Origin of the sequence: Planococcus versutus, from assembly GCF_001186155.3 — a bacterium.
GTDB lineage: Bacteria > Bacillota > Bacilli > Bacillales_A > Planococcaceae > Planococcus > Planococcus versutus.
The window spans coordinates 3,054,886-3,074,618 of record NZ_CP016540.2; the positions used below are offsets into that span (position 1 = coordinate 3,054,886).

Annotated in this window: 20 protein-coding genes; 4 read left to right on the forward strand and 16 right to left on the reverse strand. The window is 35.1% G+C overall.

Annotated elements, in window-relative coordinates:
* The 4 genes from I858_RS15350 to I858_RS15365 form a co-directional block, all read right to left on the reverse strand.
* Nucleotides 1–1,533, reverse strand: a complete 1,533-nt coding sequence (locus tag I858_RS15350) for a hypothetical protein (protein ID WP_049693710.1) — start codon at nt 1,531–1,533, stop codon at nt 1–3.
* A gap of 19 nt (nt 1,534–1,552) precedes the next feature.
* On the reverse strand, nt 1,553–3,313 hold the full coding sequence (locus I858_RS15355; RefSeq protein WP_049693711.1) for a hypothetical protein: 1,761 nt from the start codon (nt 3,311–3,313) through the stop codon (nt 1,553–1,555).
* Between the two features lie 311 nt (nt 3,314–3,624).
* Nucleotides 3,625–3,951, reverse strand: coding sequence for a GNAT family N-acetyltransferase (locus I858_RS15360; protein ID WP_053221271.1), 327 nt, complete (start codon nt 3,949–3,951; stop codon nt 3,625–3,627).
* 212 nt (nt 3,952–4,163) lie between these two features.
* Nucleotides 4,164–4,676: a GNAT family N-acetyltransferase gene (locus I858_RS15365; RefSeq protein WP_049693712.1), complete on the reverse strand. Its 513-nt coding sequence runs from the start codon at nt 4,674–4,676 to the stop codon at nt 4,164–4,166.
* Nucleotides 4,677–4,956: 280 nt separating this feature from the next.
* Between I858_RS15365 and I858_RS17145 the strand changes: the two genes are divergently transcribed.
* The gene (locus I858_RS17145; protein ID WP_162273615.1) at nt 4,957–5,382 is read left to right on the forward strand and encodes a hypothetical protein; all 426 of its coding nucleotides are present in this window, start codon (nt 4,957–4,959) and stop codon (nt 5,380–5,382) included.
* Nucleotides 5,379–5,570 carry a hypothetical protein gene (locus tag I858_RS15370; RefSeq protein WP_239457187.1) on the forward strand — a complete coding sequence of 64 codons (192 nt, stop codon included), beginning with the start codon at nt 5,379–5,381 and terminating at the stop codon, nt 5,568–5,570. Before I858_RS17145 ends, I858_RS15370 begins: the two co-directional genes overlap by 4 nt.
* Before the next feature lie 164 nt (nt 5,571–5,734).
* On the opposite strand, the gene I858_RS15375 is transcribed toward I858_RS15370, so the two are convergent.
* A complete protein-coding gene (locus I858_RS15375) occupies nt 5,735–7,009 on the reverse strand; it encodes an MFS transporter (RefSeq protein WP_049693715.1) in 1,275 nt (424 codons plus the stop codon).
* Complete coding sequence (locus I858_RS15380; protein WP_049693716.1) at nt 7,002–7,613, reverse strand: winged helix-turn-helix domain-containing protein; 612 nt, start codon at nt 7,611–7,613, stop codon at nt 7,002–7,004. The genes I858_RS15375 and I858_RS15380 overlap by 8 nt, the downstream gene beginning before the upstream one ends.
* Nucleotides 7,614–8,084: 471 nt before the next feature.
* Between I858_RS15380 and I858_RS15385 the strand changes: the two genes are divergently transcribed.
* Nucleotides 8,085–8,537, forward strand: a complete 453-nt coding sequence (locus tag I858_RS15385) for a DUF5412 family protein (RefSeq protein WP_049693717.1) — start codon at nt 8,085–8,087, stop codon at nt 8,535–8,537.
* Between the two features lie 232 nt (nt 8,538–8,769).
* On the opposite strand, the gene I858_RS15390 is transcribed toward I858_RS15385, so the two are convergent.
* The 5 genes from I858_RS15390 to I858_RS15410 form a co-directional block, all read right to left on the reverse strand.
* Nucleotides 8,770–10,596 carry a UvrD-helicase domain-containing protein gene (locus tag I858_RS15390; protein WP_049693718.1) on the reverse strand — a complete coding sequence of 609 codons (1,827 nt, stop codon included), beginning with the start codon at nt 10,594–10,596 and terminating at the stop codon, nt 8,770–8,772.
* Nucleotides 10,577–12,355: an ATP-dependent nuclease gene (locus tag I858_RS15395; RefSeq protein WP_049693719.1), complete on the reverse strand. Its 1,779-nt coding sequence runs from the start codon at nt 12,353–12,355 to the stop codon at nt 10,577–10,579. The genes I858_RS15390 and I858_RS15395 overlap by 20 nt, the downstream gene beginning before the upstream one ends.
* Nucleotides 12,356–12,712: 357 nt before the next feature.
* Nucleotides 12,713–13,453: a hypothetical protein gene (locus I858_RS15400; protein ID WP_049693720.1), complete on the reverse strand. Its 741-nt coding sequence runs from the start codon at nt 13,451–13,453 to the stop codon at nt 12,713–12,715.
* Nucleotides 13,440–14,006, reverse strand: coding sequence for a sigma-70 family RNA polymerase sigma factor (locus tag I858_RS15405; RefSeq protein WP_049693721.1), 567 nt, complete (start codon nt 14,004–14,006; stop codon nt 13,440–13,442). Before I858_RS15405 ends, I858_RS15400 begins: the two co-directional genes overlap by 14 nt.
* A 568-nt stretch (nt 14,007–14,574) precedes the next feature.
* A complete protein-coding gene (locus I858_RS15410; protein ID WP_049693722.1) occupies nt 14,575–15,210 on the reverse strand; it encodes a DUF4181 domain-containing protein in 636 nt (211 codons plus the stop codon).
* Between the two features lie 985 nt (nt 15,211–16,195).
* Here I858_RS15410 and I858_RS15420 point away from each other — a divergent pair.
* On the forward strand, nt 16,196–16,426 hold the full coding sequence (locus tag I858_RS15420) for a hypothetical protein (RefSeq protein WP_038703704.1): 231 nt from the start codon (nt 16,196–16,198) through the stop codon (nt 16,424–16,426).
* A gap of 136 nt (nt 16,427–16,562) precedes the next feature.
* Here I858_RS15420 and I858_RS15425 read toward each other — a convergent pair whose 3' ends face one another.
* From I858_RS15425 to I858_RS15445, 5 genes are all read right to left on the reverse strand, one after another.
* Nucleotides 16,563–17,063 carry a HEAT repeat domain-containing protein gene (locus I858_RS15425; protein WP_049693723.1) on the reverse strand — a complete coding sequence of 167 codons (501 nt, stop codon included), beginning with the start codon at nt 17,061–17,063 and terminating at the stop codon, nt 16,563–16,565.
* Nucleotides 17,064–17,144: 81 nt separating this feature from the next.
* Entirely contained in the window at nt 17,145–17,522 is a 378-nt protein-coding gene (locus tag I858_RS15430; protein ID WP_049693724.1) for a hypothetical protein, read from the reverse strand.
* A 133-nt stretch (nt 17,523–17,655) separates the two neighbouring features.
* Complete coding sequence (locus tag I858_RS15435; protein WP_049693725.1) at nt 17,656–17,958, reverse strand: hypothetical protein; 303 nt, start codon at nt 17,956–17,958, stop codon at nt 17,656–17,658.
* 356 nt (nt 17,959–18,314) lie between these two features.
* The gene (locus I858_RS15440) at nt 18,315–18,713 is read right to left on the reverse strand and encodes a DUF6843 domain-containing protein (protein WP_049693726.1); all 399 of its coding nucleotides are present in this window, start codon (nt 18,711–18,713) and stop codon (nt 18,315–18,317) included.
* Between the two features lie 43 nt (nt 18,714–18,756).
* Nucleotides 18,757–19,539 carry a hypothetical protein gene (locus I858_RS15445; protein ID WP_049693727.1) on the reverse strand — a complete coding sequence of 261 codons (783 nt, stop codon included), beginning with the start codon at nt 19,537–19,539 and terminating at the stop codon, nt 18,757–18,759.
* Nucleotides 19,540–19,733: the final 194 nt, after the last annotated feature.

Genomic DNA, 19,733 nt, shown 5'->3' on the forward strand with positions numbered 1-19,733 from the left:
TCACCCTTTAAATGGATTTTCAACTATAGATGTTGCATCAGATAAGTTTCTTAAAAAACCACAGTCTTTCAATAATTGCTGGAATGCAACTTCATTCTCATCAAAATCAACCAAATGATCCATATCTTGTTCATGAAAGTGTTGAGCCGCTTCCCTTGATCCTATAATAATTTTGAAATGTTTATAACACTTCTTCAAAAAAGTAGAAAATAATATTCTTTCGCCGGGAGCAATTAAAGTCAATACTAGCACCTTAACTAAATCTTCATTCAAACTGAAACGCATATTGGGTCCTTTATTTGGAATAACAAGGTTTATATCTTTTCCCAACCGGCGTACTAATAAATTTGTATCTTTAGCAGCTGCATCTAATGTCTTCGCCATTGTCATTTTCGAATTTTTATCTATATATTCATTTATATCAGCATAGTGTACCGCTCTATAAACATTTTCTTCTAGTTCCCTATAAGAATTTACTGCTAATTTACGAATCGGACTTTTTGAATTATTTACCAAATCCACTAACCACTCTTGAGAATCATCACCTTTTATTGTTTCAGTAGCTTGCAATGTCATTAATCGAATAATTTGCATAGCAATAAGAGTTCCAAACAGCTTTATTTTTTCGAAAGGATCTAATTCACAGCTAATAAGATTGTTAATTTCTTCAAGTGTATTATCTCCTCTTTTAGCATAGGCACTGGGTATAAATTCAGCAGTCTTCTTAATATAATGGAAATAAAGATCGCTATCGTTAGTATTGTCGACTACTTCTTCCCATTGATTTTGAATGAACGTAGAGATTTGGCTAAGTTGTTCTATGCTTGTAATCATGTTTTTAATTCCATCAGTAATTTTTTCTCTATATTCTGGGTCTTCATTTTGAAGGGCTTGGGCAACGTGCAGATAGTATACTTCTCCCCCTCTTGCCATAAACGCATGTTGGTCAAAATTAAACTTCTTGTCAGCTTTGGCCCACATACTCTCCTCACTATCTTCCTCAAAATTCGAAAGCTTTTTACGAACACTTTTACTTCCAATTGCTTCACAAAATATCATTTCTGGTGCAAGAGGTAAAAGTGATTGTGCAAACCATGACCTCTTCCTTGTAACTGCGTTAAAGCCATATAACAAATCCTGTAATATTTCTAAAGTCAATTCGTTGGATAGTTTACTATTATTCTTCTTCTCAATTAAGGATTCTAAATGTTTTCGATGGGCAGATAAGGCAGATTTATCTATAGCAAATCTTTTTTCTTGTTCGCTATGATTAAAGAAAACAAACCTTTTCAAACCTATCTTTGGAACCGGGAAATACGTTAATTTTTCCCCATTATTAGGTACATAAAAAGAAAATCCTTCGTCTGCATTATCATATTGTGCATCACTTTTCTTAGAGATAAATACAATCAAGAATTCTAATAAATATTCATATAAAGTTTGGTCTTTAAATAGTCTTTGTCCATATATTTGGATTTGAGGATTTTTTTCCGAAATTTTTAAGTTCTTCAATGGTGGATATTCTGTTTCCAATTTTCTCTCCTCCAGTATCTTATTTTACGTATAAACTTTCGTCATCAAGGTCCATATTAATTAATAAAGGACCTCGTGATGTTTTTACCAAAACTTTAATTTCTCCGTTTGTGTCACTAAATTTGTAAGCTTTATAAATTTTCGCTTTCATCTTATCAACGCCGTGAGATAATGAAGGATTTAGTTTTGTTGAAATTGAACCACGAGCAATATTATCGAAATAATCTAGCAATAACAATGAGAGTGGAAAAGATTCCTCAATTTCGGAAAATTTAAGTTCAACTTGATAAAAACTAACTTTATCATCAAATTTTGATTCGATTTTCTTTTGAACAATTGAAATCTCATTAGTTTCTACTTTACCCAATAACAGTTGGACATCTTGAGCTTCTCCATCGCTCCTTTTTAAAGGAAGATACAATATTTCTTCATCATTTAAGTCTTCATTATTCCCATTTATAATAGATTTCAGTGCCCGAATAACCATATATTCTAAATTTCGTAAGTCTCTTTTCTTAAAAGGTTCTTCTCTCATTCTTAAATAATCAGGGAAAATTGGTACAAAGACTTTTCCTAAAAGTTTATTTTGTTCTTCAACCAAATATTCACCAAATAAGACTTGCATCCGTCTCAGTGCTTTTCTCAATAAATATGGTTTCTCTTCTGAATATAAATTACTAGTGTTTCTATTATAAAAACGCATTTCATTAGTCCAAAAATTTTCAGTTAAATGACGAACTTCATTTTTAAATTTCGAAAAATCATTTCTCACAAATATATCGTAATTATGCGGAAGATCCTTTTCATCTATACGTAATGATTGAATTTCTTGTATAGCTTTTATTTTCTGGGCATCGTTTGAACTTTCAATACCAATATAACCGAAAAATAAATTTGCAAAATGATAGTTGAATAGATTATCTTCCGTTTTTTTAATATTTAACGTTCTACAATCTAAATTTCCAGTAATAGAATAAGTTAAATGTGCCAAGATTTGGCGTATGGTTAATCGTTTATCTGTTTCATACAGCCACCTGTAAAAAGCTTCAATAAAATTTGTTACCGATTCTTTATTTTTTTGTATAGTATTATAATTATTGTAAATTGGACAACTTTTTGCGACATTACAGGTCTGACAAGGTGACCATAATTCAGGTTGAAGAATATTTTCAAACAATTTAGGCACCAAATCTGTGTTATCTATCCTTGCCAAATTAATTAACACAACTTCCTGCTTTCCGATAAATTCAGCTTCCCCACCATTGTTGTCCATCATTTTTAGAAGATCCATCTCAATAGCATCTAAGTCAGCATTACTGGCTATGCCCTTTGCATATTCTTTAAATGCTTCAATTAAAGGACCTGTATTTGAAATAATAATTGCCGACCCACCCTGCGCCTTAACTTCAAATCCTTCCTCAAGATAAGCAACCTGTTCCAACAAAGATAATTCACTCATATCTTTGACATATAACAATGAACTAGAAAGTTGTTCAATATAGCGGACATCTTTAATCTTTAAATTATCCTGTGGACGGATCACACTTAATGTTCTTAGTATCTGGTGGAGTAAACCTGTTTTCCCATCGCCAGCATGACCCGTAAGGAGGATAACAGATGGCTTCTCTTTTATAGTATCTATTAAATAAGTTCCCAATTCTCTTTCTATACGAATATGGTCATAATAAGAACTTGTAATTTGCGACTCTGCTATAGCATTATCATTAGAACTACTCGCATTGTTCATTGACTGAAGATATTTTATATATGGATTAGTCACTTTAAGCACCTCTCTGTTTTATATAATTTGATAATTAAGTATATGTAATAATTCTATTTTACCATTTTTCTTTTGAAAAAATAGCAACAATTGGAATTCTGTTTTAAACTCATTCTTATTAACTAATTATTAAATTAATTATCGTGATCATTTTAGACTCTAAGTGCAGTGAAATTTACTAAAAGTTTAAAAGAAACGTTTAAATATCATTCAATATAAGAAATGTAAATGCCAATGTATTTTATGTTTTTCCCTACATAGTTAAGTTCCTCTAATTAATATGTAAATTGTCAATTCATCAAGTGAGACCGTCAAGAATTATGTATAAACAAAGCTTTTCCAATGCCTTTTCCTCGGCTATCACTATGAATGCCAACAACAACATAGGCTCGATGTGAAATTCGCTTAGGCTTCTCATTTTGAACAAACATGTAGCCTAAAATTTGCCCATTCTCCTCAACAACAAATATTCCGGATTTTTCATGCTCGTTTGTAGCATCAATAAATTTAGCAAATGATTCAGATGCAACTTTTCTTTCGCCAGGATCAAATAACATATATCCGGATTCCTCTGCATTTTTCATTACCCTTACTATTTGTTCCGCATCACTATTAGTTCCTTTACGAATTTCGACCATACTGAAACGCTCCTTAATTTTAACGATTTCTTAAAATCTCTATTTTTGAATGTAACTTAACTGCACTTTTGTTACATTCACTTAGGCAATTTACTTAATCTTATTTTAATCTCAAACTTTTAATAAGCAAGTTCGAATCTGATTGAAACGTAAGGCAGACTTTCTTAATTTTATTTATAAATTGAGTAGCAATAAAATCGATTCATTCTCTTTTACAAACGAGGGTTTTCATTTCCCCACAAATAATGTGTAAACTTCATTATTTCCCCGTTCATTTCGAATTCTTCATCGCCTACTCGAACTTGCTTAAACCCATTTCTTTCTAACACCTTTTGCGATGCATGGTTAACAGTCGTCGTTTTCCCACGTATTTGTTTCACACTTAAATCAGTTTTCAATAGTAGATTTAATGCCTGATTTCCGATTCCCTTTCCCACATATGTAGCCCCTACTCTAAATCCTATGTCTGCAATGTTATCTTTCTTATCAACCAAGTTGATTCTTCCTACAATTTCTCCAGCATCATTGGTAATCAAGTAAAAATAAGAAAGGCCATTCTTTTGTTCCTTTAGCAATTCATGATGTCTTCTTATAAATGTTTCGAAAGAATAGTAATCGTCACCGCGACTTGGAACCATTTTTTCAAAAAACCATCGATTTTCAGACTCAAACTTAAATAACGCTTCTGCATCGACTTCTTGTAATAGATTTAAAGATATCTCCATAAGTTGTCCAATCCTTTTCAAGTAGTGGATTTATTGATTTCTTTCATCATACCAATTATATCCATTATTTTTGATTATAAATAGAACTTTCTGAAATTCTACTTCGTTATATTTCTGTTATCAGATCCCCTCAGAAAAGCGTTCGTAAAAGTACACTTTTCCGAACGAATATCAAAAGTCTTATGATTTAATACTTCTAGTTTTTGTAGATGAAGTAAAAAGACTTTTAAAAGTCTTTTAAAAAGTATATAATGAAACTAACTTAAAGGAGTGGATAGAAATGGCGATGAGAATACTCGATATCCCCACAACTTCGATTTCGAATGTCAAACGGTCACCCATGGAAGCTTTTCAGAAGGCCGATCAAGAAGCTGCTGGCGTGTATGTCTTCAACCGTGAAAAGGTTGCCGGTGTGATGCTTACCCAAAAACAATACGAGTCCTTGAACAGAGAAATAGAAGAACTTTACGATCAACTGGCTGATTTGATGGCTGAAAAACGGCTGCTGAAAGAAAATGTTTCTACTTTTACAGACGTAGAAGTCCGCGGAGCCATCGCAACTGCCCCCCTGTCATTGATGAAGAAGACGGGTGGGAATAACCGTTGTATCAGCTTGAATGGACACAGTATTCAAAGGAAGATTATGAACAGCTTGATGGCAGCCAAAAGATTTTCGTCCATAAAGCGCTGGACCGAATCAAATTGAGAGGCATGGAAGCTGGCCAATCCCTTCATGGCGATTTAGCGCAATGCAACAAGCTGAAAAACAAGAAGATGGGCCTGCGGATTATTTTCAGAGAAGCCGTGGGAACCATCCAAGTGATTCAGATTGTAGCCATTGGGAAACGCGATAAAGAGAAAATTTATAAGATGGCTGAAGAGCGATTAAGCTAACTTAAATGAAGAACAGGTTTCTCCGACTAAAAAGAGTCCGGCATGTCGGCACTTCTAAAGTGCTCGCTTTGCCGGACTCTTATTTTGTTGATCCAGGTTATTCTCTAATTTGATGAAAACAACTTCCGATAATCCGGAATATGTAAACTCAATGCTTCCCACTTTCACGATTTCTTTATCCCATTGATGGTCGGTGGGCTTGATGAATCGGAGATTTTGAGGTTATAAGATTTATTAGCTTGAACCAATGCAAAGAATTGAGCAAACACAATGAATAACAGGAACAGAAACAAATAATTTATAGATAGATTGGTTAAAAGTAGACCCCCGATTCCAGGTCCAATCGCATAGGCAAAGTTTCCACCAGCGCCTATTAAAGAAAAATAAGTAGCTTTCAAATTTGTCGGAGCGCTTTTCGCCATGACTGCTTGCATTCGCGGTGCTACTATCATTTCTCCAATCGTGATAAACGCAAAAGAAATAAACCATGCGTAGGTAAAATTATTTAAGAACAACAAAATCAAAAATCCAAGAAAGTAAAGACTGTTACCAAATACGAAGGAGCGCACATTGCTAAACCGACTGAAAACGTGCGTTATAATCGGTTGTAAGACGACAATCAAGCCGGTCATCATAGCAACTAGCAATCCAAACAAGCGGACGCCATCTTCAAAAGAGCCATTTAAATATTGCGCAATGTTCGTATCGACTTGCGCTTCGATGAAAAAGATAAAGAAATAACTAAGCATCAGCCATATCAGTACACGGTCTTTCGTGAGTAAGGTGAATATTGACGTAGAGCCTGCTAGTTCTTTTTCTGCCTCTATATAGTGAGCAGAGATATCTGCTTTTTTGACACGGAACAAACCAATCATTGATCCAGCCAGCGCAACTAAAATAATCGAAAACAATACAATGGGTGTTTCATAACTTCCCATCTCAATGACGAGTACACCCAGCAGCGGCCCTATAACCCCGCCTAGATTGATAACCCAGTAGTTATAACCGAAAACCACTTCAGTATGCGCTTTAGGAGTATGCAGCGCAAGAATCGAATTACTAGTCGAATTATAAACAGTCCAACCAATTCCAGCTAAGACAGAAAACAGTGCGATAACCAGATAATTTTCGAAGACGATATACCCAATCAAACTCGCTGCTGGAATAAGCAAAGCGATAGGATATACTTTGTGTATCCCAAACCTATCCGCAATCCTACCGCCTACAACACTGAAAACCAAAGAACTGAGAGGAGAAATTCCAATCAAAACACCGACTTCTGCAGGCGTAAGGTTCAGTTTTTCGCTGAAATAAATGGCCATGAATGGCATAGACATAAAACGAAATGTATTGAAGATAATATTGGCTAAAAGCAAAGACCACACCAAAAAAGGAATTTGTCGATAGCGTTCTTTAATTTTAGACAGTTTGCTACTCATACTCTTCTCCATCTTCCGATGAATTGAAGAAAGGCTCATTCATACGGAAGCCGAAGGTCGAAATATAGAACCACTCCGCATCTTCGCTCTCTTCTACCACCCCTGTTAATTCTTCTAGCAAATTTTGGTATTTCATAACCCATTCTTTGAATTTTTCCTGCGTCATTTTCACTTCCAACTGGCTGGTAATTTTACTCCACTCTTTTGGATTTTCCGTTTCTGTTATAAAGGCAGTATCAGGGGCTTTTAAAACTCTTTCTTTTGTCCGTTCCAGCGCAGTGAGAGTCATTAGTTTTCCGCTTTCATTTTGTGGTGCTTGAAAGGGCATTAGTTCTTTCGTAGGAATGTAACTTCTTGCGGTCGATCGGTACTGTTTCTCTGTCATATTCCGTTTTTTTGACTCACTGACCAGATAAATCAATTCATTTTTTTCAAGATCCTTTAAGTGGTAATGGATTTTTGAACGCGGAATATTTAACAATTGGGAAAGCTGTTGGCCCGAGTAAGGTTTTTCGATTAGTAAATGCAGCATCTTGACCCGTAACGGATCACTTAAGCTCTTTAATTGTTCTAACTGAGTTAAAAGAAAAATATTTTGTTTCATGTCATGTCCTCCTTTTTTACTTGTCAGTTTTTATTGACATAAACATAACACCCTTTCGTTTCTTATGTCAATAAAATTTGACATGAACAAATAAATTATTGTATGTCTTATTAAAACGTTCGTAAAAGTAAAGGTTCAAGTACAAAAAAGGAGAAAAGATGCGCTACGTACAGCCTCTTCTCTCCTTAGTTATTTAAGCAACTTCCGATAATGTGTCATATGTAAACTGGTTAAAAAATAAATGCAGTTCAATGAAAATTTTTTAGATTATTTTGATGCTCGTACCTATTTATAATCTATGCCCTGTTGCCTTCTATACTATTGCTTATTGCAACTTTGCTTCAAAAGCAAGCGTCTAGTTTAATAAGAAATCTTTTAAAAGTGAGTATGAGAGATAATAAAACCAAAGTGGTAAGTCAGGTAAAGGTGAGAACGAGAAACACTATTTGAACTTAAAGGATGTGAAGGAATATGGTGAAAATCCTCAAAGTAACTTTAGTTCTGGCTTTACTATTTTGCCTATATTTAATCTACACACACTTTACATATGAGTTTTACTATACGAACGGTGAAAAAGACGGAGATGTAGTCACTTCACCAAATGAGGCATATTCTGCTCAAGTTTATTATCAAAATTATGGTGGGGCAGCAGGTGGAGTCAATGCGTTTGTAAATGTTATATTTCATTTAGAGGGTGATTTAGAAAGAACCGTTTATTTTAGTGATGCGAAGGGACGTGTCCAGTTAAATTGGCTTGGCGAGGATTTACTTTCTATTACCAATTACGATGAATATGGAGATAGAAGTATTGAATTGGTTGTAGAGAAAGAAATTTATGAGGAAGATGGCGGCGCTTGTGATACATACGAAATCAAACAAAATTATGTATGTTTCAGTAGGGATCAAGTTAAAAACGGCATTTAAAATAACTGCTGCTTTAGTTTAAGGAGCTATCGAAAATAAATAATAGAATAAAAATCTCGATTCAAACTGAACTGAGATTTTTTAATTTCTATTACAATTGTCAGCACGATATGCAGCTTCCGATAACTCATGATATGTAAACTGGTTATACATATAACAATATTTATCGATAATCTTTTATTCATTGCGAGCAAAAATATTAAGCTCGACTTTCAAAATCAGGGTACTGGATTTACAAATTATTATCTACAAATTCTTTAAGTTCTAATACAAAATTAGATGAACCGTGATTTTGACGTCTATCGAAGTAATCATAGTACCATCCTGAGCATAACAAATGAATTTCATCCTTTGCTCTAGTTAGGCCAACGTAAAATAATCTCCTTGACTCATTTGTCTTTTCTTCAGTAACATTCAGCCAAGGTATCCTTCCATGCTCCAAGCCAAACATAATGACATATTTAAACTCTAGCCCCTTAGAACTGTGTAACGTATATAAATTCAAATGACTTTTAGATCCAACTTGTCGGGATAAAGAAGAAACTTTAAAGTCCTTTAACTGTCCACTTTTTGCCGATTCATTTAATTTCTTATATTCCTCTACTATACTTGGTTCTTCAGTGAAACAATCTAACAGCTCGGAAACAATATCATTATTAAACTCATCAAGCCAATCACTTAGTTTAAGTTCAACATCTCTACTTTGAAATAAAAATTTAGATAAATTTAATTTTTTAGCATCTAGGTTTTCTTCAGAAATATTCGAGTTTGAAAAAAATGAACTGAAAGTACCCTCAATTTTATAAAGTTGGGGATTTCCTTTTACCCATCCTCCTGAGCACCACATGGCACAATTTTCTATCCACATAGTTAGTTTATTTTTATTGTAAGGAGCATTTCCATCCACTCTAATAAATTGCAAACCTTCTTTTGATACTTTCTCAGCAATTCGATCTCCGTCATTTTTATCTATGTATAATACTCCAATATCTCCGAGTGTACTAGAAGGATTCGCAGCAAGAATTTTAGGGACTATGTCTTTGCAAATATAATCACATTGCGTCTCTATACCATTCCTAATATCATAAAACTTAATACTTCCTTCCCCATTCCTGCTTGAAACGAAGTCTCTTTCCTCTAATAACGAAGCAATCGATGCTTTAACAATATTCCCTTTTGATCTATAGTTCTTTTTTAGTTGTATTTTTAATACACCTGATTGATGAGCAAGGTCATTCAATAGTATAGGTTGAGCTCCTGTGAACCCATATATTGATTGATCAGGATCTCCAACTGCTAAAAGACGAATGTCGTTTTCTATACAGAGAACTCTTATTATTCTATCTAAAGATACTCCTAAATCTTGATATTCATCAACTGCTATAACAGGAAACTTAGCTTTAAGTAACCCTTGAATCCATTGGTTTTCCTCAATCATCCAAAATCCATTTAAAACCATATCATCAAAATCAATTAATCCTTGACGCCTTAACGAATTTTCGTAATTTAAAATCCATACTGCTATATCACTGTCATTAGTCTTCCATTCAGACGATTTCCTATCTATAAATGTTCTTCTATAAACGTTAAACGCTGTTGACCAGCTTGGAGTATACCGTTCATTTTTTCCGATAGTTAAGTTGTAAGTTTGAAACATTGTTTCTCTTACTTCTTTTGAAGTAGCAACTTTAATTTCTTTTGGCAGATTCGTATGTACTAAATGTTTGTATGGTTTAATGACATGATTTAAACAAAAAGAATGTACGGTATCAATAAAAACTCTAGATGATTCATTGATTCCTAAATTGGAAAGCTTCTCTTTCAGTTCTCTTGCGCATTCCTTATTATAAGTTAAGCAAGCAACTCCTTGTGGTTCTTCAACATCTTCATTCAAAATCCTTGCTAACTTTAATGTAAGAATTTTAGACTTTCCACTACCAGGACCAGCAAGTACCACGCAATTCCCAGTAGAATCATAAACTTTTTGTTGTTCTTCATTATTTGCTAAATCTTTAGTCGCTCCTCTATAAAGCTCTTTATCAAACTCTAGCAATGACATAATCTAAAGCTCCCTTCACATATTCAGGAACAATCGAGTTATGTGTAAGATTAGTCGATAATCTCTGAGCAAATCTCCCTTTACCGATATTTTCTATGTCGGAAAGAAAACTTTTTTCATCTCCTCCAATGCTACATGCAGATCTCCACCCTTGCGCTCTACTAATTGCTTTACTATTTGTTGTCAATTCAGTTAATGTTTCTGTAATTTCCTCAGACATTGTATCAAATAGATCAATTTCTAAAGTGTGGCTATTTGTAAAAATACCAACTTCTTCTCCATAGGTAATTAAATCTTCAGTTTCTAAATCTTTATATTTATCTCCATTATTTATAAAATTCAATAATTTTATTAAGCGGTTATGAATTAGAGGTAGCTCATCTCTTGGATCATAGTCGGTAAGAATTACAAAAGGAATGTCTAATCCTCCACTTCCTAAAAGCTTGATATATGGAAGAAAGTTGGTGCCAGATACCGAACATACAGTTATTCCATGTTTATCAAGGTCAATTCCATGCAATTCTGATAGTGAAGGTAATAAAAATTCTTCTGCGTCACCTTCAACTAATACTACCCCTTTAGAAAAAAGAACTTCTCCTCTAGTGACATTAATGTAGCGCTCTAAATCTTTAACATCTTTATCCTCTAAAGATATTTTTGCAGTAGAGACTATTTTTGTGGATTTTTCTTCTCCATACGTTTCCTTTAATAAAACGATAGATTTCAATGGAGCAACACTTACAATATGGGGTGAGTGTGTTGTTAAAATAGTAGAAACGCTATGAATATGAGTCTGCTCTTGAGAGCCCTCAACTACCAACTTATCGTGATTCAACAAATATTTATAAAGTAATCTTTGTAAATGAGGATGTAGATGTGCCTCCGGTTCTTCAATAGCTAAAAAAGTATGAGCACGTTCATTTTCATCTACATATTGCTCTAAAGAGAGAAGCTTCAGCACTAAATACAGCAAATTGGAAGACCCTAAGCTGGCCTCATTAATTCCTCTATTTCCATCATCAATGAACATTTTTATTGCACGGTAAAGTTTTGAAGCATCGGCAGGAGAAAAACCTAGACTGGTTTCTATCGTATGCCTATCTCCTACAATATCTTCTAATTGATTGTTTATTCTTTTAGTTAATGACCCAATTTCGTCCAATTCTTTCAAAGAGTCTGTTGAACGAGTAATTTCTTTAGCAACGTCCTCTAGTTCTTGCTTATCTGTGGTTTCGATTGCTCTTTCTATCAAAGGCCTTAATGGAGATTTTCTCCAGTTTGATAGATCGCTCTCGGTGTCTCTTAATCCTGATAAAACTTCAAGAGGTAACCATTTCCTTTGTTCATAACTAAAAATATTCTCTGTTTTTGTTCCATAAACTTTAAAGTTATAAATTTTATTTCCGTCCTCATCTTCAGGGAAAAACTTATATGTTAAGCCTGCAGTTAATGGTGAAGATTCCACTAAAAAATCAGAAAGGACGGTTTTTAATTTATCGTCTTGTTCAAACTCAGTAAGTTCAATTTCTATTCTTATTTCTTGATCATCTAATGGTCGAGTTAGACCATCCCAAAAGTCTGAGATCTGCAATACACGACTTGTTTCAGATAAAGTTGGATCTAAAACAAGTCTTAGTGCATGTATGAAGTTAGACTTCCCAATTTTATTTTCTCCGACAATAACCATTTGTTTGCCTAACTCAACTTCTGTTTCTTTAAAATTTCTAAAATTACTTATTTTCACTTTGCTGATATACATAAATTAAGTCCCTCCTAATTTTTTCAATATTACTAAATTTCTTATATTAAGTATATCGGGCATGAAACGGTATATCTATAATAGATGTAATTTATTTCCGAAATATTCAAACTTATAAAGTCAATGAATTTTAGTATGTAGTTCTTTAGAAGATGTTACTATATTAGTGTCTAAGCGTTCATAAAAGTACACTTTCACGGACAAAAAAAGAAGCTCTGTCTTGAGCTTCTTTCTTCCGATAATCCTGAATATGTAAATTAGGATTCACCCAAAAGTTCTTTTGATTTCTACCAAATTCTTTACGCTTTTCTTTTATGAGTTATAGGAATGACACTACTAGTCGATACGAATTAATCGTTATTTATTCAATACTCCTGTATGAACGGTTTTGGGTAAAGCATTCTCAATCGTTTGAAAAATAGTAGAAAAAGCATCTTGGTTATCTTTTTTACTTGATTCATAGGTCCACGTCATTTCTTCATCTTCGATAGTTAGAAGATATCCGGTAGCGTAATAGTCATGATAAGGGATTTCTCTCGCTTCATCATATTCCAAATTTTCATCAATGAATGGATAAGCGCCTTTATTGGAATCTATAAAGAAGAAAGGAATATTGGAATCTGTAAAAATATGGGTATACCTTTTTTCCGCAGCAACAGATAAACTTTCATTCATTATAAAAACAGCATCAAAATTCCTAATCTTTTTTACTGTGAATTCTTCAAAGTTAATTTCTTGGAATGTTATCTGTTTCTCTTCTACTTCGGGTGCATCTCCTAGGGCGGCAATTACTAATTCTTTTCCTTTATACAACGTTTCATTCTGATTTTGTTGATTGATTCCGATACTGTCTTTAACTGTCTCGCTTCCTGTGAAGATATTAGAGTTATTGTCTTCTACAAAAGTATAACTTAACAAAATAAGCAGGCTGGCTGCGGCTACCAATACTGTTAAATACACAGGATTAGCTTTTACAAATCTTTTTTTCTGTTGGTTGATTTTAAACCGAAGCTGTTCGCCTTCCCTATGTGAAAACTGAATATTTTTTTCAAGAAAATTATTTACTTCTTTCTTTAGTTCATTCTCAAAGCGACTCATCGAAGGCTCCTCCTTCCAAACTTTTCAACAGCTCTGCTTTACCACGCAGTAGTCGGGATTTTACTGTATTGTGGTTTATTTGAAGTATGTCACTAATTTCTAACATCGTCATTTCGTTGAAGTAATATAAGATGAGAACCTCTTTAAACTTGTGAGGTAGCAAAGAAATCTCTGCTAAAATTTCTTTTGAATTCTGGCTGTGAAAAAACTGTTCCTCTGTTGAAGATTCTTTCTTCATCAATTTGTTCAAGGGCTTATAAATCAAGTTCTTTATACTCCAGCGTCTCTGATGGTCTTTGCATTTATTGATGGTGATTCGAGTCAGCCATGTTTTGTAGTTGGATTCGTTTCGAAATTTAGACAAGTTCTGAAAGCAACTGATATAAACTTCTTGTACAATATCCTCACACTCGGAATGGTCATTTATGTATAAAAATGCGATTCTTTTCAGGTCGTTAGCATATTCTTGAATGAGCTGATTTACTAGTAAATCAGCGTCGTCACTAAAAATCGGATCTGACTCTTTAATAAATGAAACTTTTGATTTCTCCATCTCTGTGTTCAACTCCCTCCATATATTAGACGGACCTGGCCGTTATTTTGACCCTTAAATTTTAATGTTTTATTTTTTGATTTAAATTCCATCTCATTTATCAGTGTATATGTAAGTCTACTTGAAATAATTTGTCCTTTTAGATTCCGCAAATAACTGTAAACTTCATATAAGAGTAAACTTATTTCTAAAGAATAAAAATAAGAAGCTGAATAGACAGCTTCTCTTCATCCGATAAGTTATGATATGTAAACCTCATTTATTATAAATGAGATCTTTCGAAGCTTGGAAAGCAATTCTTAATATAATAATGATTACGCAGTCAGTTTTTTCTGCTAAGCCGTTTCAATGCTCGTCAAGAAAATACATAAATGCCTTTCCACTAATAATCGGAAGGCATTTCTCTATTATTCAGTTTTGTTCCAGTCCTTTAATACCAAGGTAATAATGAAAAGGCTGTAAATAAGCAAAAATCATGAATTTTGCCGGTTCCGGACAGCATCGCTAACTAAGCGGAGAATTCGACTACCAAATGCTTCAGCTTGCCATCCGGTTTGCGCTTCCCTTGTCACTCCACCGTCACTTCCGCAGCAAGAGAATAGGAAAAGTCAACGGGCAGATCGAACGGCATCACACGCACCAAATCTCCCTCCTTCAATTCTTCATACGCCTCCACTTTTCCCTTGAAAACCGTGGCATCCGTCAAATGCACTTCCTGGACAGACGAATCGCCCCAAAAGCCAGTTGCCACCATTTCCACAGTAAAACTTGCTTCCGTTTTTTCAGTCACGACACCCTCAATGATTCCTAAAAAGAATGAACTTGACTGGATCAGCAAGGCAACCGCAACGAGCCAGACAAACATTTCGCTCAACATGAAAAGGGATTGCTTCGGGTGCTTGGAAGCTGTCCACTCAAAGTACGCCTCCACTGTATAAGTTAGTATGATAAATACAATGACATAGACGAGCATATAAACAATTGAATTCTCTTCGGCAATGACATAAAATAACGTTGCCACCCCTGCAATCAACAGAATCCCCCGCACAAACCAGTCTACTTTCAAGTGAGTTGCATTCACATAATTATTCGAAAAGAACTTCTTCTTCCGCGGCTCGACCTTCAGCCACTTCTTGAGAACGAATTTGATGATGGCGTTCACTGCGTACACGATGAATAGGAACAGTAATAGCTTAAACCACATATTGCGGCCTCCCTCCACTTACTTTTGCTGAATAATCGAAAGAACTCCTTATGTTGAAAATAGAATGGGAGAACTTCCTTGTTTTTTACTGGATAGAAACAGGAAAACACCTCCACTACCTATAATATTATTTTACCATTTGCGGAGTATTCGGAATATTATTTTTGTGATTTTTCATCATATTTAGTTCTCTCTTCAAACGGTTGTAAAAATATCAGTTCATTTTAATATCCGCTACTTAAAAAACTTGCAACAAACCTCCAGAGAATATGACCGTGCGTAAAAGTACACTTCTCCAAGCAACAAGGGAAGAAACCTTAATCGGGTTCCTTCTCTTCTGCTGACTTTACGATATGTAAAATTAGATTCTTTCAAAAACACGATTTTATAACCATACAGAATAGACTTTTGAATGTATCATTTTTTCTAGCAACCCCATTCTTATCTCTCGCTCTTCGAAGATTACCGAAATAAAGGTTTTGAATGTAAATTAATTACACTTATGTTACATTCAAAATGAGTAGAAAAATCCCTTTGAAGATTAATTTTTTAGAAGAATCGGAACTTTACTGGAAATAAATAGGTATAATAAAGTGCACTATTATTTCTTTAGCGTATGTATGAAAGGTGGAGAAACCAATTGTTCATTTATTTTCTAATAACGTTCGTTGTCATCTTTTTAGTTATTTTAATCATTAATTTTATAGTGAATAAACTTTTAAGAATAACGACCAAGACTCATTGGGTTATGTCTATCGTTGCAAGTTTCGTCTTCACCTTAATTTTCATAGCAATACTTGGCTTATAAACTAAAAATTCAAAGGTTATAAACATTGAAACTGAATGTAACTTACTTAGAGTTATGTTACATTCAAATATAATAAAAAAGAACCCGTAGGCTTCTAGTTATCTTTCACGCAGGAATATTTCCTTTTATGTTATTTTAAAGTAATAACTTGATTATATAAATAAGGGGGAAGTGAAAATGAAAAAATTTGATTGTAAAAATGGTTGGTTTATAGAGATGCACCCGGAAAGTGAAATATATCTTAATTCGAATAAGGTTGCAGTTGTTGATTACGAGAATGCTTTGATTGCAGTTATTCAGTTTGAAGACGATAAGATTGATTTTCTTCATACAAATTATAATTTAAATCCTAAATTATTAATAAACGAAAAAACAATTGTTTTCCCTGATATGCCAGAAGATGAATAATCAATTAACACATATGTGTGCTTAATTTAATTGCGGATAGTAAATTATTTTATAACGTTTTTATGAGAATCACGGTAAAGGCCAAGTGAGGGATGAATTCCCTTGCTTGGCCTTTTTGAATGTAACTTAATTGCTATTAAGTTACATTCAAATCAAACAAAAGATCTAATACGTCTGTATGTAATTCTTGTTGTCTTTCAATTTCGTTCAGTTGTTCTTTTACCTTTTGAAGAGATGTTAACAAGGTATCGGCAGGCACTTTTCCATCCATGGATTCTAGAAGTTGATACGCCATCGCTTGTACTTCAAAGTTTCCAGTTAAAAAATGATGAACAATGGTCTCTAAATGTCCAGTGCAATCGAAGGGTTCCAAAGCGTAAAACAAAGTCCCTTTATTTCCGAGTGTCTTGGGATCATTAATCAAGTCAAACAGAGGAGAGATCGCTTTTTCATTCCCGATATCCCGCAAAGCAATAGCAAGTGCATTTCTTATCCCTGAATTTTCGGTTAAGGTAATGTGTTTTATCAATACGGGGACTGCCTCGTCGTATTGATCAGAGGAAATTTCATTTATTAATCTTTCTACATCATCCACATCATTTTTCTCAAGTGCATTTTCGAGCAGATTGATGTTCATCCTTCTCTCCTCCCTCTCTTTCTAAAAGTGTCTTTAAGCAAATTTGAATGTAACTTAATTCACAATAAGTTACATTCAACTTCAACTTCTGACTATTGCGATTGATTTGCAGGTAATCTGACAATCCATCATGGGAATCACCATTTGAACCTGATAAAGATGAACACCCTCCACTTCAATTCCTGTGATTGATATGGCCTGAAAAAAGAAAGCTGACTCGATAGGGGATTGGGGAACGTATCCTCCTGCCCCTTCTAACCAAGTATTAAAGCTCGCTGAAAAACATTCTTTGAACAAAACGGTATATTCCTTTTCCTCTACTTCATTATCCCTTGAGCCCATATATTTCATCGTTACTAAGTGTTTGCTTTGATCATAGTTTAATTCCTTTAATTCTGAATCTATACAATTTGTATTCCCTAATCTCATTTCAACTTCTTGCCCACTTAGTCGCACCATTTATAACCTCCACTTCCAAACCTCAAATGCTCAATGCTTTAAAACTTCAATTTGAATGTAACTTAACTGCACTTTTGTTACATTTAATAGATTAGAAATTCCGTCATTACTGACTCGATTAGTATGGCTCAAATTATAAGCAGTTTAAGCAACGAAGTCGGTCATCTTGGATTGTCCAACCATACTCCCTAAAGTTCAAATTGGAATGGCAAAAACTACAAACATCTGGCCAGCCTGTCCTTCTCCACTCCGCTAGGACTTCTAGGTCCATTGCATGACAAAATGCCGCCCATTCAAAATTATCCATCCCCAGTAAAAAATTTAGCTCGCCATCTAATTCTCCATCATGAAACTTACCCACTACCGTATTTATAAGCTCGTAAGCTTGATCTCCCGTAATGTCTTTTGTTATGATTTCTGCCAAAATGTCTCTCAATTTTTCCTCCTTCTGTTGTATTGGATTTTCTGTTTCACTGGATTCAAACAACCGTTTTTGCAATGAATCATGTTTTACACCGTTCTTAAACTATACTCAGTAGCAAATGAGAAAGCCAGATTGGGTTGGAAGTATATCCGTTCCCAGAAGGACGCTTACCCAAACAAACGGAAGGGAGTGAAGCTAAGGTTGCGCTTCTTCCCTTCCGATAACCCAGCGAGAATTAAGCTAAATAGCAGGCTATTAACTTTAGCTTTACACCACCTCATGAACAAGAAGAGGAAAACTCCTTTTAAACTAAGGTCAATTGGAATTAAATAAAAGGACTTCTCCTTCGAAGTCCTTTTCGTTATTTCTTAAGGGCAAAAATTTTCCCTACCATCGAAAGACAATGTGTAGCTTTCTTTCGTGCCATTTGAAGTGAGTGAAGCGTTCAGGTAGTTTTCGTGCTCGATTTCTTCCAGGCGCTCTCCCTGTTCGTTCACATAGTAAGCAGCTTCCGTGGTCCCTCCAAAACTGGTAAGGGCCGTTGATGAGGAGGTCCGAAGATTGCCGCCTTTATCAAATGCGATCACCATGACATCCTTGTGCAGTTCCAAGCTTTTCCCGTTCGGCTGGTTAAAGAGAATCGTGTGGCACCCGCTTTGGCCATTCGGGACCAGGTAGATGATTTTGTTGTCCTGGCTTTCCCTTCTTACCCACCAGGTGGTTAGAACAAGCAAGATAACGGAACCTGCCAAAATCCATTTTTTCATCCCCATATCCCCTTCCTTATTCTTTCCTCGATGCGAGTGGGTTTTATTCTGGTTCTTGCACCATATCGTAAGGTGGTATGTTGATTCCTTGATTCTGGATCGTCATGCTGCCGCGGTCCACGATATAGGAAGTCAAATTGGTTCCTTTTTCCGTTCCTTTTTGCCATTTCTCAGAAAAACTCACAAGGTAAACGTCTTTTTCCAGCTGTTTGACAGCCGTAGTTCGCTCCACCAGATAGCCCGCAACCACGCCTTTCCATGTCCCTACTTCATCCGGAAAGTCATCAATTTTCGTATCATCATCTCTAGTGACAAACTCAACCGCCTCCTCTGCTGTCACTGGAGGCAAAGGTGGCGTTGTAAGTTGAAAGTACCCCCACAGCAGCACGAAGGCAGCAAGTGCAGAGATGAAAAATGCTTTGTTTCCTTTGTCCTGCCGCCACTTTCTCAGCAGCCATTTATCGATCACAGCACAAAGGGTGGCAATCAGCATGCCCGCAATGATATAGAATTTAAATGGGAAGAGCACCCCAATGGCGGAACCACTTGCCCCGACAATAAACACATACAACCAGTTGGCCCGTTCAAACCATTCCCGCTGGAATAATTCGACCGTGTAGGATACCAAATTTCCAAAAGTCAGGACAAAGAATCCGACGTAGAAAAAGTAAGTCAACGTCATTCCGTAAAAATGTTCTCCCAGATGGTAGACGATTTCTTCATCAGCATAAATATCCCAGATGCTCCAAGCCATAGCAAAAATAAATGAGGCGAGAAACGTGGCCTTCAATTTTCGAGCGATGAGTTCCCCTGTACTTTCTGTCATCCTGATCCCTCTCTTATTTCTGGCTTCTTTTCTTCATTCTAAGCCTGTTTTCGCCACGTTCTAAGTCTGCTGATTAAGCTTTATAATGCTATATACTTAAACGTTTTCCTAGTCAGAAAGTTTCGTGCATAGCTACTTTATACCTGAGAAGTGTAGTCGATAGAAGTTGAATGAGTAAGGAAAACACGTTCGCA

What these genes read in the sequence shown, in the direction of transcription:
- I858_RS15360 (WP_053221271.1), bottom strand. Translation starts at nt 3,951, where the DNA reads ATGGTCGAAATTCGTAAAGGAACTAATAGTGATGCGGAACAAATAGTA.
- I858_RS15365 (WP_049693712.1), bottom strand. Translation starts at nt 4,676, where the DNA reads ATGGAGATATCTTTAAATCTATTACAAGAAGTCGATGCAGAAGCGTTA.
- I858_RS17145 (WP_162273615.1), top strand. Translation starts at nt 4,957, where the DNA reads ATGGCGATGAGAATACTCGATATCCCCACAACTTCGATTTCGAATGTC.
- I858_RS15375 (WP_049693715.1), bottom strand. Translation starts at nt 7,009, where the DNA reads ATGAGTAGCAAACTGTCTAAAATTAAAGAACGCTATCGACAAATTCCT.
- I858_RS15380 (WP_049693716.1), bottom strand. Translation starts at nt 7,613, where the DNA reads ATGAAACAAAATATTTTTCTTTTAACTCAGTTAGAACAATTAAAGAGC.
- I858_RS15385 (WP_049693717.1), top strand. Translation starts at nt 8,085, where the DNA reads ATGGTGAAAATCCTCAAAGTAACTTTAGTTCTGGCTTTACTATTTTGC.
- I858_RS15390 (WP_049693718.1), bottom strand. Translation starts at nt 10,596, where the DNA reads ATGTCATTGCTAGAGTTTGATAAAGAGCTTTATAGAGGAGCGACTAAA.
- I858_RS15395 (WP_049693719.1), bottom strand. Translation starts at nt 12,355, where the DNA reads ATGTATATCAGCAAAGTGAAAATAAGTAATTTTAGAAATTTTAAAGAA.
- I858_RS15400 (WP_049693720.1), bottom strand. Translation starts at nt 13,453, where the DNA reads ATGAGTCGCTTTGAGAATGAACTAAAGAAAGAAGTAAATAATTTTCTT.
- I858_RS15405 (WP_049693721.1), bottom strand. Translation starts at nt 14,006, where the DNA reads ATGGAGAAATCAAAAGTTTCATTTATTAAAGAGTCAGATCCGATTTTT.
- I858_RS15410 (WP_049693722.1), bottom strand. Translation starts at nt 15,210, where the DNA reads ATGTGGTTTAAGCTATTACTGTTCCTATTCATCGTGTACGCAGTGAAC.
- I858_RS15420 (WP_038703704.1), top strand. Translation starts at nt 16,196, where the DNA reads ATGAAAAAATTTGATTGTAAAAATGGTTGGTTTATAGAGATGCACCCG.
- I858_RS15425 (WP_049693723.1), bottom strand. Translation starts at nt 17,063, where the DNA reads ATGAACATCAATCTGCTCGAAAATGCACTTGAGAAAAATGATGTGGAT.
- I858_RS15430 (WP_049693724.1), bottom strand. Translation starts at nt 17,522, where the DNA reads ATGGTGCGACTAAGTGGGCAAGAAGTTGAAATGAGATTAGGGAATACA.
- I858_RS15440 (WP_049693726.1), bottom strand. Translation starts at nt 18,713, where the DNA reads ATGAAAAAATGGATTTTGGCAGGTTCCGTTATCTTGCTTGTTCTAACC.
- I858_RS15445 (WP_049693727.1), bottom strand. Translation starts at nt 19,539, where the DNA reads ATGACAGAAAGTACAGGGGAACTCATCGCTCGAAAATTGAAGGCCACG.